This window comes from bacterium (assembly GCA_035307765.1).
Classification (GTDB): domain Bacteria; phylum Sysuimicrobiota; class Sysuimicrobiia; order Sysuimicrobiales; family Segetimicrobiaceae; genus Segetimicrobium.
In genome coordinates this window covers 13,268-26,753 of the sequence record DATGHU010000040.1, presented here as the reverse complement: position 1 = coordinate 26,753, position 13,486 = coordinate 13,268, and the positions used below count along the sequence as shown (strand labels likewise).

12 protein-coding genes and 2 tRNA genes are annotated in these 13,486 nt (G+C 65.1%); 7 read left to right on the top strand and 7 right to left on the bottom strand.

From position 1 onward, the window contains the following. The first annotated feature begins 2 nt into the window (after nt 1–2). Nucleotides 3–230 carry a hypothetical protein gene (locus VKV57_13400; protein ID HLW60901.1) on the top strand — a complete coding sequence of 76 codons (228 nt, stop codon included), beginning with the start codon at nt 3–5 and terminating at the stop codon, nt 228–230. Between the two features lie 56 nt (nt 231–286). On the opposite strand, the gene groL is transcribed toward VKV57_13400, so the two are convergent. Beyond that, a complete protein-coding gene (gene groL / locus VKV57_13395; GenBank protein ID HLW60900.1) occupies nt 287–1,918 on the bottom strand; it encodes a chaperonin GroEL in 1,632 nt (543 codons plus the stop codon). 453 nt (nt 1,919–2,371) lie between these two features. On the opposite strand from groL, the gene VKV57_13390 reads away from it, so the two are divergent. Continuing rightward, nucleotides 2,372–2,932, top strand: a complete 561-nt coding sequence (locus tag VKV57_13390) for a redoxin domain-containing protein (protein ID HLW60899.1) — start codon at nt 2,372–2,374, stop codon at nt 2,930–2,932. Between the two features lie 56 nt (nt 2,933–2,988). Here the strand turns inward: VKV57_13390 and VKV57_13385 are convergent, their stop codons facing one another. After that, nucleotides 2,989–3,939, bottom strand: coding sequence for a PQQ-binding-like beta-propeller repeat protein (locus VKV57_13385; protein ID HLW60898.1), 951 nt, complete (start codon nt 3,937–3,939; stop codon nt 2,989–2,991). A gap of 218 nt (nt 3,940–4,157) precedes the next feature. Between VKV57_13385 and VKV57_13380 the strand changes: the two genes are divergently transcribed. Both VKV57_13380 and VKV57_13375 read left to right on the top strand, forming a co-directional pair. Then, entirely contained in the window at nt 4,158–4,748 is a 591-nt protein-coding gene (locus tag VKV57_13380) for a TetR family transcriptional regulator C-terminal domain-containing protein (GenBank protein ID HLW60897.1), read from the top strand. 5 nt (nt 4,749–4,753) lie between these two features. After that, complete coding sequence (locus tag VKV57_13375) at nt 4,754–5,389, top strand: sigma-70 family RNA polymerase sigma factor (GenBank protein ID HLW60896.1); 636 nt, start codon at nt 4,754–4,756, stop codon at nt 5,387–5,389. Between the two features lie 62 nt (nt 5,390–5,451). Here the strand turns inward: VKV57_13375 and VKV57_13370 are convergent, their stop codons facing one another. From VKV57_13370 to VKV57_13355, 4 genes are all read right to left on the bottom strand, one after another. After that, a complete protein-coding gene (locus VKV57_13370) occupies nt 5,452–7,047 on the bottom strand; it encodes an ABC transporter substrate-binding protein (GenBank protein ID HLW60895.1) in 1,596 nt (531 codons plus the stop codon). 330 nt (nt 7,048–7,377) lie between these two features. Then, the gene (locus VKV57_13365) at nt 7,378–7,773 is read right to left on the bottom strand and encodes a cupredoxin domain-containing protein (protein ID HLW60894.1); all 396 of its coding nucleotides are present in this window, start codon (nt 7,771–7,773) and stop codon (nt 7,378–7,380) included. A gap of 55 nt (nt 7,774–7,828) precedes the next feature. Then, a complete protein-coding gene (locus tag VKV57_13360; GenBank protein HLW60893.1) occupies nt 7,829–8,434 on the bottom strand; it encodes a hypothetical protein in 606 nt (201 codons plus the stop codon). Between the two features lie 59 nt (nt 8,435–8,493). Further along, nucleotides 8,494–8,772, bottom strand: a complete 279-nt coding sequence (locus VKV57_13355; GenBank protein HLW60892.1) for a DUF4242 domain-containing protein — start codon at nt 8,770–8,772, stop codon at nt 8,494–8,496. Between the two features lie 144 nt (nt 8,773–8,916). Between VKV57_13355 and VKV57_13350 the strand changes: the two genes are divergently transcribed. Further along, nucleotides 8,917–11,556: an AAA family ATPase gene (locus tag VKV57_13350; protein HLW60891.1), complete on the top strand. Its 2,640-nt coding sequence runs from the start codon at nt 8,917–8,919 to the stop codon at nt 11,554–11,556. An 84-nt stretch (nt 11,557–11,640) separates the two neighbouring features. Here VKV57_13350 and VKV57_13345 read toward each other — a convergent pair. After that, a tRNA-Lys gene (locus VKV57_13345) sits at nt 11,641–11,716 on the bottom strand. A 134-nt stretch (nt 11,717–11,850) separates the two neighbouring features. Here VKV57_13345 and VKV57_13340 point away from each other — a divergent pair. Both VKV57_13340 and tig read left to right on the top strand, forming a co-directional pair. Continuing rightward, nucleotides 11,851–11,937, top strand: a tRNA-Leu gene (locus VKV57_13340). Nucleotides 11,938–12,073: 136 nt separating this feature from the next. Continuing rightward, entirely contained in the window at nt 12,074–13,414 is a 1,341-nt protein-coding gene (tig, locus tag VKV57_13335) for a trigger factor (GenBank protein ID HLW60890.1), read from the top strand. Nucleotides 13,415–13,486 lie beyond the last annotated feature (72 nt).

Genomic DNA, 13,486 nt, shown 5'->3' with positions numbered 1-13,486 from the left:
CGATGGCGGTTCCGGTGACGACCGCGCACGGCGTCCTGGATCGGCAGGGGCGGCTGGTGCAGGTGGGTGATACGGTTCGGGTCGAGGGCTTGGCCGACCCCGCCGATGTCCAAGTCGTCGACCCGAGGTACGGCGTCCTGGTGGTGCTGGTGCCCGGCCGGGTCGGCAAGATGGGGCGCATGGTGTACGCGCGCACCGTGGAGCGCCTCAGCGGAGCGACGCAGAAATAGCGCAGGGGGGCCGGTAGTCGGCCCCCCTCGGAATGGCCCGGCGGATTGCCCGGTCGCTACATGTCCATATCTTCCGGATTGTACCCACCCGGGGTGGGCGCGGCCTTCTTCTTCTCCCGCTTCTCCACCACCAACGCTTCGGTGGTGAGCAGAAGACTTGCCACGCTCGCGGCGTTTTGGAGCGCCAGTCGGGTGACCTTGGTCGCGTCGATAATCCCGGCCTTGAGCATATCCTCGAACCGATTCTCCGCCACGTTGTAGCCGATGCCGCTCTTCTCGGACTTGATGCGCTCGACGACGACCGCGCCCTCCATCCCGGCATTGGCCGCCAGCCACTTGGCGGGCTCCTCGATCGCACGGCGCACGATATTCACGCCGATCTTCTCATCCCCGCCATCGGTATCGACCTTGTCCAGGGCCTTGGAGATGTTGAGCAGCACCGTTCCTCCGCCGGGGACGATGCCTTCCTCGACCGCCGCCTTGCTCGTGCTTAGCGCGTCCTCGAAGCGATGCTTCTTCTCCTTGAGTTCCGTCTCGGTGGCTGCGCCGACCTTGATCTGGGCGACGCCGCCGGCGAGCTTGGCGAGCCGTTCCTGCAGTTTTTCCTTATCATAGTCGGAGGTTGTTGTTTCGATCTCTTTCTTGATCTGGGCGATCCGCCCTTGGATGTCCTTCTTGGGGCCCCGCCCCTCGATGATCGTCGCCTCTTCTTTGGCCACACGCACCTTGGCCGCACGGCCCAGCATCTCGATCTCGACGTTCTCGAGCTTGATGCCGATGTCGTCGCTGACGACCTTTCCGCCGGTCAGCACGGCCATGTCCTGCAGCATCGCCTTTCGGCGGTCGCCGTAGCCGGGGGCCTTCACCGCACAGCACGGCATGATGCCGCGCAGCTTGTTCACGACCAGGGTGGCCAGCGCCTCTCCCTCGACGTCCTCGGCGACGACGATGAGGGGTTTGCCGAAACGCATGACTTTCTCCATTAAGGGGACGATGTCTTTGACCGCGCTGATCTTCTTCTCGGTAAGGAGGATGTAGGGATCTTCGAGCACCGCCTCCATTTTGTCCGCATCGGTGACCATGTAGGGCGAGATGTAGCCCCGGTCGAACTGCATGCCCTCGACGACCTCGACCGTCGTCTCAATCCCCTTGGATTCCTCGATGGTGATCACCCCGTCCTTGCCGACTTTGTCCATCGCCTCGGCGATAATCCGGCCGATCTCGGGATCGTTCCCGGCGATGCTGGCGACGTGGGCGATATGGTCCTTGCCTTCCAGCGGAACGCTCAGCTTTTTGAGCTCCGCCACTAAGGCCGCCACCGCCTTGTCGATGCCGCGCTTGAGGATCATGGGGTTCGCGCCGGCCGCGACGTTCCGGAGCCCTTCCTTTACGATCGCGTGGGCCAGGACCGTTGCGGTCGTCGTGCCGTCCCCCGCGGCGTCGTTGGTCTTGCTCGCCACCTCTTTGACCAATTGGGCGCCCATGTTCTCATAGGGGTCCTCCAGCTCGATCTCCTTGGCGACGGTGACGCCGTCCTTCGTGATCGTCGGCGATCCCCACTTCTTTTCAAGTACGACGTTTCGCCCCTTCGGGCCGAGCGTGACGCGGACCGCGCTCGCGACCTTCTCGACGCCGCGCTCGAGGGCTTTGCGCGCATCCTCATCGTAAAGCAGGAGCTTGGCGGGCATACCCGGGCCTCCTCAACTCTGTGGAGTTTAGCACTCGCCATGGGCAAGTGCTAACTACTCTCATTTTTCACTGTGGTCAGCGTCCTTTCAAGGGGATCAAGAGGGGTCGGCAGGGGCTTTGCCGCATAAATCCGCTGTTTATCGCGCTAGCACTCGATATTTCTTTCGATATCTCTCGTAATCGCGAAAACTGAGACGGCTGCCGCCCAGCACGGAGAGTGTCCGGTCCTGGGCTGTCGCAGCCGTCGGTCATCCCGTCTCGAGAAGTCCGTGCCCTTGGGCTGGGCCGCCACAAGTACTTGAGACGGCGCCCCCAGCCTTGCAGTCCGCTCTATGAGACGGGAAATTACGGTACCACGGAGCGTCGACCCAGTCAAGAGCAGTTTGCTCTCAATTTGAGAACTGAAGGGGGGCGGAGGGGCTTTCTGGTACCATTAACCTATGGCTCCTGCCGTGCGGTCACCCTGGGGAGTCCGGGCGGCCCTACTCATCCCGGTGGCAGCGGTGCTGGGCGTTCTCGCCTGGGCCGTGGTGCACCACCAGCGGTCCCTCGAGATTGGGGAGGCGCTCGCCAGGGGAGATACCCCCTTGGTCCCCGCTGTGACCCTGGTCGACTTTGACGGTCGATCGGTCTCGCTGTCCGACCTGCGCGGTCATCCCGTGATCGTCAATTTTTGGGCCTCGTGGTGCGTCCCGTGCCGCGAGGAGGCCCCGCTGCTTGAAGGCATCTGGACGGAGTATCGGGCGAAGGGAGTCATCGTACTCGGAATTGACACCCAAGACCTTGCCTCGCCGGCCCGGCGGTTCCTTACACAGTTCGGTATCACCTACCGCAATCTGCGCGATCCCGATGGCGATGTCGGCCGTCTTTTCGGCACGACCGGGGTCCCCGAGACGTTTTTTGTCGGTGCCGACGGCCGCATCCGCGGGAGATTTCCCGGAGAGCAGAGAGGGCCCTCCGTCTGGCGGGAGGCGGTGGAGGGGTTGATTGCGGGGCGGGTCATCGTCCCGTAACCGTCGTTGGGGGATCGTTGGAGCGGGGAGTGGGGGGCCTCCCGCTTCTGACGACGCTAGCGGGAGAACCCCGCCGGTTTCAGGTCTACCCCATCGGGGGTGTGCAGTTGTCCCGCCCCCCGGCCCGGGGTTCCCGTGACCCCGTACTGCCAGAGAATTTGGCCCGCCCGGCTGAGCACGATGACCCGGTGATTGAAATCGTCGTTTATGAGAAAGTTGCCGCTCGGCAGTTCGATTGCCAGGGACGGATGGTCGAGCCGGCCGGGCCCCGATCGGGGGGCGTACCGCCACGCGACCTTTCCTTGCCTGGTCACCAGCGCGATCTGACCCGGGCGGCTGTAATCGGCCACCAAGTAGAGCCCGTCGTGGGTTAGTTGAGTGTCTGACGGATAGTCGACATGGAGCGGCACCCGGTACAGGATGTCCCCCGAAACCGGATCGAGCTCCGCCGCGCTGCGCGTGCCGATTTCCGTGAGGAGGATGTGGCCGTTGCGCAGCGGGGTATCGCCGTTGGGATAGAGGAAGTGCCCCGACCCCGCACGGCAATCCTTCGTCACCCCGAACTGTTTCTGGATGTGGTGCGCCGGTGGCGGATCGAAGATGAGAATGCGGCAGTTCTTGATGTCGGCGACGGTGACCCGCCCATCGGGCCACTGATACGCATCATCTGGGGTGTTGAGGTAGCCGGCCCCACTTCCGGGATGGCCGGGGTGGCCGTAGCGCCAGACGATCTTATGGGTAGCATAGTCGATGATGGAGATGGCGTGGTTTTCCTCTTCGTTCGTGATGATTGTTCGTCCGCCCGGCGTGAAGAACGCATCGTCGGGATAGTAAAAGGACTCTCCCGGGGCCAGATCCCCAGGCCGCGGGAACTCCCAGACCACCCGCTTTTCCGGGGTCACTTCGATGATCCGGTTGTTCCCCGCGTCTGCGATCAGGACGTTTCCGGGGAGGACGGGTTCTGGCCGGGCCGCGGCAAAGGCGGGGAGCCAGGTTACGGTCAGCACCACGACTCCCCAGAGGGGGATTCGCAGCGAATTTCCGATCTCAGCGCTACCCAACTTAACGATGCCTCCTACGGCGGGCTTCGAACTCGGGGTGCCGACTAATCTTTCCCACGATACCAATCCGTGAACCCCCGGTGCAAGAATTTGACGAACAAGGGCGGAACGGGTACAATTAGGACTGAACAGTCCTATCTAAACCACACAAGCGGGCGCCAAGAATGGGGCGGGACAAACACAGTCGGGAGAAGATCGTCGAGGCCGCGCGGGCCCTGTTTCATTTGAGGGGCTTCCAGTCGACTGCGCTTGAGGACATCCTTGAGGCCAGCGGGGTGTGCCGGAGCAATTTCTACTATCACTTTCGAAGCAAGGAAGACCTAGGCTTCGAGGTGCTGCGGCAGCAAGCGGAGGCATTCGAGGGGCGATGCATCGGGGGAATCCTCGAAGATCGAACCACCTCCGCTCGACGGCGGCTCGAACTCATGTACGAGAACGTGGCGGCCCGACAGCGAGCCGATGAGTATCGCTACGGATGCCCGTTCGGCAACCTCGCGGCCGAACTGGGCGGGGTGCACCCGGAATTTCGACGGCGGCTGAGCGAATTTTTCACCCGTTGGGAGCAGTCGATCGACCGGTGCCTTCAAGAGGGAGTGGCCCAGGGTGAGTTTCGCCAGGACATGAACACGCAGCGGGTTGCCGTCGCGCTCGTCACCCAGATCGAAGGGGCCATTTTGCTTATGAAGACGCACCGCCACGGGGGTCCCCTCGAGGCGGGCGTCGATACGATGCTCAAGCTGATAGAAAGTAGGTGAGCCGAATGGAACAAGTGGACCGTCAGGCGAGCACATCGGTCGCGCCGTCCGCGGCCGTCCTCCTCGGGTCGAAGGAGGCGGCGCTGCGGGCCCGCACTCCGGGGTCACCCGAAGCCGTGTTGTTTAACGAGATGGCAACCCGGCACCTGGACGCCCTCTACCGCACGGCGTTGCGGCTCAGCGGTCGGCCCCAAGATGCGGAGGATCTGGTGCAGGAGACCTACCTGCGGGCGTGGCGGTCGTTGCACACCTATAAGCCGGACACCAACCCCAAGGCATGGTTGTTCCGGATCCTGCACAACGCGCACATCGATCGGTACCGGGCGTCATCCCGTACCGTGCAGACCGTCGACGAGCTGGAAGGGCAGGATCCGGCGTTTGTGGTTCACGATACCCCCGAGTCACTGATCATGGCCGGGTTGATGGATGCGGAGGTGCGACAGGCATTGATGGAGATCCCGGAGGTCTTTCGGGCCTGCCTCATCCTCGCGGATCTCGAGGGATTCTCCTACCAGGAGATTGCGGATATCCTCAGCATTCCCCGGGGGACGGTCATGAGTCGACTTTTCCGTGGCCGGCGGGCGATGCGCCGGGCTCTGACTCAATACGGGCGCGATCACGGATACCTGAAGGCCTGCTGAGCCTCCCTTCCAAGGACCGTGAAGTCCCCGCGCCGGATCGCTCGGGTCCTTCGCGGCGGGGGCTACGGGTGGGCGTGCTTGAGCATCGTGAGGGCGGTGGGCAGGACGTCGACCCCTTTGACGTCCCGCGTCCCGACGATGACATCCTCCGAGAACAGCCAGAGGTAGGGCGCATCTGTCCAAACCTGCCGCTGCGCCTTGGCGTAGGCGGCGTCCCTGATCCGCGCATCGACAGCCTGGTCCCCCGTATTAAGCCACGCGTCTACCTGTGGGTTGCTGTACCATGTAAAATTCCAGATCTGGGGCCGATGCTGGCGGTCGGGATTCGACCGATAGAGGGCATCGAGGTGATACCCGCCGTCGCCGTTGCCGGGGGTGAATCCAAAATACGCGAGATCCCACTTGTACTGATCGGGAGGGGCCAACAGGGCGTCCCGAAACGCCGCGGAGTCGACGTAGAGGAAATGGGGTCCAAACCCCACGTTTCGCAGATAGTCGGCGAGCGTCTCCACGACCTCCATGTCGTGTGGGAAGGTCCCCCGCGGAGTCAGGAGTGTGATCTCAAGCGACTTGCCGTCCTTGACCCGGATGCCAATCGGAGGAGCGGGTTTCCATCCCGCCGCGTCGAGCAGCCGACGCGCCTTTGGCGGGTCGTACGGCCAGGGTCCGACGTCGGTGTAGCCTGCGGCTCCGGGCGCCAGGGGCGAATCCAGCACCCTCGCGTCTCCGTGGAAGAGGGCTTTTACCAGGAGATCCTTGCTGACGGCGTAGTTGAGCGCCTGCCGCACCCGGAGATCCTGGAGGACGGGCCGCGTCAGATTGATCCCCATCCCAAAGGTGGCCAGCCCCGGCTCGATAATGACGCGGGTTGAGGGAATCCGCCGCACTTGGTCGGCGTTCTCGGGCGGGATCGATTCGGCGACCTGGGCCTGGCCGCTTTCTAGCGAGGCGACGCGCGCGGCCGGATCCGGGATGTCGCGCAGGATGATTCGTCCGAACCCGGGCTTCCCTCCCCAGTACTGAGAGTTTTGGACCAGTTCCAGCTGCGTCCCGACGTCCCATCGGTCCAGCACGTACGGTCCGGTGCCGACCGGGTGGAGTTTGTATTGGGCGCCCCACTTTTCCAGCGCGGCCGGGCTGGCGATGAGGGCGGAGCCGTGGGCCAACGTGTTGAGGAGCGCGCCGTAGGGTTTTGTGGTGACGATCTGCAACGTGGACGCGTCTGGGGCGGTGACCGAGGCGATGGGATCCCAGAGCGACAGGGTCGATTCGTTGGTTTTCGAGTTGATCTCTCGTTCGAAATTGATGGCCGCCGCTTGCGCGGTAAGGGGAGTGCCGTCCTGGAATGACACCCCGCCCCGGATCTTGAACATCCACGTTCGACCGTCGCGATCCACCCTCCACGACGAGGCCAACTCCGGGGTGATCTTCATCTCGGTGTCGAACCCGACGAGGCCCTCGTAGACGAGAGATGCGGCCGCTGACCCCGCGGGGTGCATCAGGTCGTTCGATGGACCCGCTGGATCAAGCGTCGCGACCGCACCGCTTTGGGCGACCGTCAGCGTCGCCCCACCTTGCGCCCCCACGCTCGCCGGAGGGCGGGCGACTAAGAGAAGGGCGGCGACGGTGAAGCTGGCGAAGCAGCGGGGCCCTTGCATGTCATCACCTGCCTACGGACTGACTTGGTCAAAGCGGTCATGATCTCCCGGCCGAGGCGAACGGAGTGGGCTGACCGCTCGATGGTCTCATCCGACGCGGCACCCATGGGGATTCGCCTGCCTCCAACCGGGAGGGCAGGGTGGGCGACGCGCCGGGCGGCAAATCGATCTACTCTATGCGGCGGAGCGGTGGGTCGTTCCTGCCGGAAAATGCGATTTCATCGGGGGGGCTAAGGCTTGTTGCATTCAGGTGGGCCCCGACGTCCCTAGAGGAGCCGGACCGTCGAGCGATAGATCATGGATGTATGCCGCGGCGAGGACGTCGCGCCACTACCGCACTTCGAGGATGCCGTGCATCCCGGCTTCGCGGTGGCCCTCGATCCCACAAAAGAACTCAAAGTCGCCTTTCTTGCGGGCCAGAAACTCCAGCCGCGCAGTCCCGCCAGGATCCAACCGCACTACGTCGAGTCCGGGAGCCTCCTCGTGCAGCGCGCCGCTCACCAGGACCACCGGGAGCGCCGAGACATACCCTGTCTGGAACTGATGGGCGATCTGGCCACGATTCACCAGCACCAGACGGAGGGGATGGCCGATCGTCAGATGGATCGTCGCAGGCCGGAAGGCGAATTCACTCATTTCGATACGGATGGTCGAGGGCATCTCGGCACCGGCATACAACGGCAACAGTAAGGGGAGGGCGGCGAGGAGGAAGATGTTCCGTTTCATTGATCGGAGGAAAAGGAGGGAAGGCCCTTTCCTTCCCTCCTCATTCAATCTCGCGCTACTCGTTGTTGAAGGGGGTCAAGAGCGGATTGTATTCTCCGAAGAGGCCGTTGGGGTTCGGGTACCAAATCCACACGTGGAACGTCACCAGCGGGGGATGCCAGAAGCTGAACTCCGCACCGGTCTTGGGATGTCGCTTCACGCATGTCGCTTCGGCGTAGGCGGCGATGAACGATCCGTCCGTATAGTGGCACGCGGCGCCAAAGGATCCGTACGTCGCTCCCTGCAGGGGGGCGGCCGCGGGTCTCTTGGGCCAGACCCACTCGATCGCGACGAGCTGCCAGTCCTCTCCCTTGCGGACGTAGACCAAGATCGGCGGCTTCGAGACGTCGAAACTGCTGATCTTTGGATTCAGAAAATGATAGCCCATGTTGGGGATCATCGGGGTGATGATCGTGTAGCCGTCGGCCTTTGCCCGCTCGATCCCCGAGGCGTATTTCGCCGTGGCAACACGCGCCTGGGCCAACTCGGCGATCACGGCCGAGGCCACGGGGGCATTTGTCGTCCCGGCCGCGTGGACGTTGCCTCCGCGAAACAGGCCGGGACCCGCCGCGAGCAGTCCCGCTAGGAGTACTGCAGTGAGGACCAGGGGCACTCTCTTCATGCCCACCACCTCCTTTTTTTGAACAGGGTGAAGCCGCTGCGAAGGGCTCGAACTCGCCCTCAGCCGCCGGAGAGCTTATATTGGCTGGCCCGAACTTCCACGACCTCGCTCACGCGGTCGCATGGGATGTCCGCCAGTCGTGCGGCCTCGCGCAAGGCGTCGGGGTTCGGAGCCTCGTACTCGCAAAAGAACTTGCGCCGGTCAACCGTCAGGTTGCTGTGAACCCACCGGATGGCGGGCAGGGTTGCGTTCACAGCGATCGCCCGCCGGACCGCATCCTCGATTTCGGATTCTGTGATTCCCGTTGGCAGTTCGCGCTCGATCACGTATCTCGGCATCCTCTTCCCCCTCGCGACAGGTCTCATCCGCGATGCTACCGAGGTGCGGTCCGCGGAGCATCGGGGGAACCCCCTATGTTGTGCGGCAGGAATCCCTATTTTGACCCCCGAAAGCCCGGGTCTGAGTCGCGTGGGGAGGGTATGATGCAGTTCTTGGAACGAGGCATCTTCCTCCAGAAACTTGCGGATCGCCTCGAGGGGGCGCGGAGGGGCAGCGGGGCGCTCGTTTTCATCGGCGGCGAAGCCGGGGGTGGCAAAACCACCCTGGCCCACAGGTTCAGCACGATCGCGGGGTCGGCGGTGCGCGTCGCGTGGGGAATGTGTGAGCCGTTGTCGACGCCACGCCCCCTCGCTCCGCTCCATGACATTGCCGACGCCCTGGGATCCGATCTGGCGTTGATCGAAGAAGCCTCTCAGCGGCAGCGGGCGTTCAGAGCCCTCCTCCAAGAACTGCGGGGGTGTGGAGGGCCAACCGTCCTCGTGTTTGAGGACGTTCACTGGGCCGACGAAGCGACGCTCGACCTGCTCCGGTTCCTCGGCCGCCGTGTTCACGACTCCTGCGCGCTCATCATGGCCACGTATCGGGACGACGAAGTTGGGCCAAAGCACCCACTGCGGCTGGTGCTGGGGGACTTGGCCACCTCCGCGGCAGTACATCGAATGACCCTGCCACCTCTGTCAGAAGCGGCGGTGCGGACGCTTGCCGAAGGGAGCGGCCTCGACCCGGCCGCGCTACACCGCCGGACGCGGGGTAACCCATTTTTCGTCACCGAGGTTCTGGGCGTGGGCGAGACAGAGGTGCCCCCGACGGTGCGCGACGCCGTCTTGGCGCGTGTCGCGCGACTGGGCCTCGCGGCACAGCGGTTGCTGGAGTGCGTCGCCGTCGTCCCCGCGGGCGCTGGATTCTCCCTCCTCCAGGCCGTGGCGGGGGAGGCCTACGAGTGTTTGGAGGAATGCCTATTGTCCGGGATGCTGCAGGTCGAGGGAGAGACGATCGCGTTTCGCCATGAGCTCGCGCGTCTCGCCGTCGAGGACGCGATCCTTGCGCACCGGCGGATCGAGCTGCATCGTGCGGTGCTGTCCTCACTCGCGGGCTCGGCGAAGCCCGATCCAACCCGCCTCGCGCATCATGCGGAGGCTGCCGGCGACGCGAACGCCGTGCTGCGGTTTGCGCCGGAAGCAGCCGGGCGTGCCGCTGCGGTCGGCGCGCACCGCGAGGCCGCCGCGCAGTACGCACGGGCACTCCGGTTCGCGGACGTCATCCCCCTCGCGGCGCAAGCGGACCTCTTTGAGCGTTTCTCGTACGAGTGCTTCCTGACCGACCAGTTCCACCAGGCGATCGACGCGCTGGAGCGTGCGCTCGATCGTTATCGGGCGCTCGGCGACCGGCGCAAGGAGGGGGACGTGCTGCGCTCGCTCTCACACCCTCTTTGGTGTTCCGGCCGCGTGGTGGACGCCGGCGAGGCGGGCCGAAAGGCCCTGGCGCTGCTCGAGCAACTCCCGCCGGGACGCGAACTCGCGAAGGCCTACAGCGCCCTCTCGCAACTCTATATGAACGCCGAGGACCGCGGGGGAGCCATCGCGTGGGGCAAGCGTGCGCTTGAGTTTGCTCAGCGCCACGAGGACGCCGAGATCCTCGTCCACGCTCTCAACAACATCGGTACGATGGAATTCCTTGCCGGGGCCCCGGGAGGTAGGGAGAAGCTCGAGCGGAGCATCGAGCTCGGCGAACGGGCCGGCTTTGAAGAGCACGTGGGGCGAGCCTTCATCAATCTCGCGTGGGCGATCACACGCACGCGTGCGTACGCGCTCGCGGATCGCCTCGCTGCGGGGATCGAGTACTGTACCGAACGCGGCCTGGACCTGTGGGTGCTGTACCTGCTCGTATACCGGGCCCGCGTCGAACTTGACCAGGGACGCTGGACCGAGGCCGCGGACTCGGCCTCGTTCGTTCTCGGGCATCCTCGAGACGCCACGCTCCTGCGCATTCTTGCGCTCGTGATCGTCGGGCTCTTGCGGGCGCGGCGTGGAGATCCAGAGTGCTGGCGGCTGCTGGACGAAGCACTTGGATTGGCCGAAACGGCGGGTCCGCTCCAGCGGATCGCGCCGATCGCCGCGGCACGGGCCGAGGCGGCGTGGCTCGCGGGCAATGCCGGTGCGATTGACGGGGAGACCCGGGCAGCGTTTGCACTGGCACTCGAAGTGGGCGATCCGTGGGTAACCGGAGAGCTGGCATGCTGGCGCTGGCGCGCCGGGCTCCTCGTGACCCCCCCGGCGTGCGCCGCCGAGCCCTACGCGCGGGAGATCGCCGGCGAGGGAATGCGGGCGGCGGAGCTCTGGACACAAATGGGGTGCCCCTACGAGGCCGCACTCGCGCTTGCACACACCGACGATGAGGCGTCCCTGCGGCGAAGCTTCGAGGAGCTGCGCCGTCTCGGTGCGCGCCCCGCCTCGACGATCGTCGCCCGCCGCCTGCGCCAGCGGGGCGTGCGCGGCCTCCGCCGCGGGCCCCACCCCTCGACCAGGGAGAACCTCGGAGGTCTCACTTCTCGAGAAATCGAGGTACTTGCGCTCGTTGTCGGGGGTCTGCGCAATGCAGATATCGCGGGGCAGCTTTTCCTTTCGACCAAAACGGTTGGACACCACGTCTCGTCGATTCTCCACAAGCTCGGCGTGCGCACGCGCAGCGAGGCGACGGCGGTAGCGGTCAGGCTCAACTTGAAGACAAGACACTCTCTGGGTGTGAGCACGGGTTCGGGCAACGGCGGCCGCAATGCACGATAGGGCGCGGTCCGTGATTCCGCTGAATTGCATCGGGTCGGAACGCCCCATTGAGCGCAGCGAGAGGTGACGCGAGGAACGATCATGTGGTGGGCCGTGCAGGACTCGAACCTGCAACCTTGGGATTAAGAGTCCCCTGCACTGCCAGTTGTGCTAACGGCCCGCAACCATATCTTAGCAGAGCCCCCTGGGGGTGTAAATCGCTAAGGGCCGCGTGGCCCGCCAGCGGCGCGCGGAGTGCGGGCGACGAAAATTGACGACGCCAAAGGGGAGGACGTAAAATCGAGGCGGCGACGCGCGGGCGTGGCGGAATCCGGCAGACGCACTAGGCTTAGGACCTAGTGGGCCGAAAGGTCCGTGGGGGTTCAAATCCCTCCGCCCGCACTTCGGTCCGCGCTTACTTGAACGGCCGAAAGGTCGTGTGCTATACTGCGCCGGGGTGATAGCCTCGACGGATGGATCGTCGAGGCTATCACGCATCCATCGTCCGAACTCGGTGCAAGGAGGCAGATCCACAGCGATGGCAACGGCCCCGGTGAAGATGGCGTGGAGGACCGAGCCAGGCAGCCGGGCGGTCTTCGAGATTGAGATCTCCGAGGACGAGATCGCTCGGGCGATGGACGCCGCCTATGCCGCTTTGGTGAAGCGGGTGCAGGTCCCCGGATTTCGCCGGGGGAAGGCGCCGCGCGTCGTGCTGGAGCGCCACCTCGGCCCCGCGGCCCTTCGGGAAGAGGCGCTCAACGAACTGTTGCCTGAGCGCTTCGCCGAGGCGGTGCGCGACGCGGAAGTGTCTCCCGTCGCCCGTCCCACCTTTGATGTCAAGGACGCCCCCGAGGGCAAAGGGCTCCACCTCACCGCTGTGGTGGACGTTTACCCCCAGATCACCCTGCCCGACTGCCGGGCGCTTCGCGTGGAACGAGAAACTCACCCCGTCACCGACGCCGATGTCGATGGGGTGCTCGAAGACTTCCGCGCCCGTCACGGGCATCTCGTGCCTGCGGGGGATGAGCCCGCCCGTCGGGGCGACTACATCTTGCTCAAAGTGACGCGGGCGCCAGGGGGAGCGGACCGTCTTCAAGCCGGCAAAGAACTGCTCGTTGAAGTGGGGGGCGGGTTGCTGCCGGCCGAGGTGGAGGCCGTGCTGGAGGGTGCTCGGGCCGGTGAGGACCGCACCGCCCAGCCCGCAGGGGCGGAAAGCCCGGTTGAGGTGCACGTGGTGGACGTCCGCCGCAAGGAACTCCCGGCGCTCGACGACGCCTTTGCCCGCACCGTCTCCGATCAAACGACCCTGCCGGCGCTGCGGGGGGTGTTGCGGGAGCGATTGGTGGCGGAGCGGGCGGAGGCGGAAGAACGCGCCCTCCGCGAGCGCGTGGTGGATGCGGTCCTGGCGGAGGCCCGGATCGAGCTTCCGGAGAGCATGGTCGCGCACGAAGTGGAACACATGATTGAAGACCTCACCGATCGGCTGCGGTCGAAAGGGTTGAGTCTGGAGACTTATCTCCGATCGCAAGAGAAAGACGAGGCCGCGCTGCGGATGGAGCTGCGGGTGGGGGGGGAACGACGGATCCGGACCCGTCTGCTGCTGCGTGAGATCGTCAAGCGCGAGGCGATTGTGCTGACCGAAGAGGAGATCTCTCAGGGAGTCGAGAACTTGGCTCAGGAGTCGCGCGAAGACGCCGGGAAGACGAAGGCCTGGCTCGCCCAGGGGGACCGGCTGGACGCCTTGCGGGAACACCTGCTGCGGCAGAAGGCGATGGCGACGCTGGTCGCACTGGCATCGGGAGCTCCGGTCCCCGGCAGCGTGTCTACGGCGCCCAGCCTCGCCGCGGGCGCGGAGGCCCCGGGAGAATCTGCGGAGTAGCGGATTCCCCCGGGGTTTCCGCTTGACCGGGCCGGAACGCGCGCTCGATCCCGTCCTTCCCACCGCCCGTCG

Excerpts from the sequence above, each read along its gene's own strand:
- groL (HLW60900.1), bottom strand. The coding sequence starts at position 1,918 with ATGCCCGCCAAGCTCCTGCTTTACGATGAGGATGCGCGCAAAGCCCTC.
- VKV57_13360 (HLW60893.1), bottom strand. The coding sequence starts at position 8,434 with ATGAAGAGAGTGCCCCTGGTCCTCACTGCAGTACTCCTAGCGGGACTG.
- VKV57_13355 (HLW60892.1), bottom strand. The coding sequence starts at position 8,772 with ATGCCGAGATACGTGATCGAGCGCGAACTGCCAACGGGAATCACAGAA.
- tig (HLW60890.1), top strand. The coding sequence starts at position 12,074 with ATGGCAACGGCCCCGGTGAAGATGGCGTGGAGGACCGAGCCAGGCAGC.
- VKV57_13370 (HLW60895.1), bottom strand. The coding sequence starts at position 7,047 with ATGCAAGGGCCCCGCTGCTTCGCCAGCTTCACCGTCGCCGCCCTTCTC.
- VKV57_13380 (HLW60897.1), top strand. The coding sequence starts at position 4,158 with ATGGGGCGGGACAAACACAGTCGGGAGAAGATCGTCGAGGCCGCGCGG.
- VKV57_13400 (HLW60901.1), top strand. The coding sequence starts at position 3 with ATGGCGGTTCCGGTGACGACCGCGCACGGCGTCCTGGATCGGCAGGGG.
- VKV57_13365 (HLW60894.1), bottom strand. The coding sequence starts at position 7,773 with ATGAAACGGAACATCTTCCTCCTCGCCGCCCTCCCCTTACTGTTGCCG.
- VKV57_13350 (HLW60891.1), top strand. The coding sequence starts at position 8,917 with ATGCAGTTCTTGGAACGAGGCATCTTCCTCCAGAAACTTGCGGATCGC.
- VKV57_13375 (HLW60896.1), top strand. The coding sequence starts at position 4,754 with ATGGAACAAGTGGACCGTCAGGCGAGCACATCGGTCGCGCCGTCCGCG.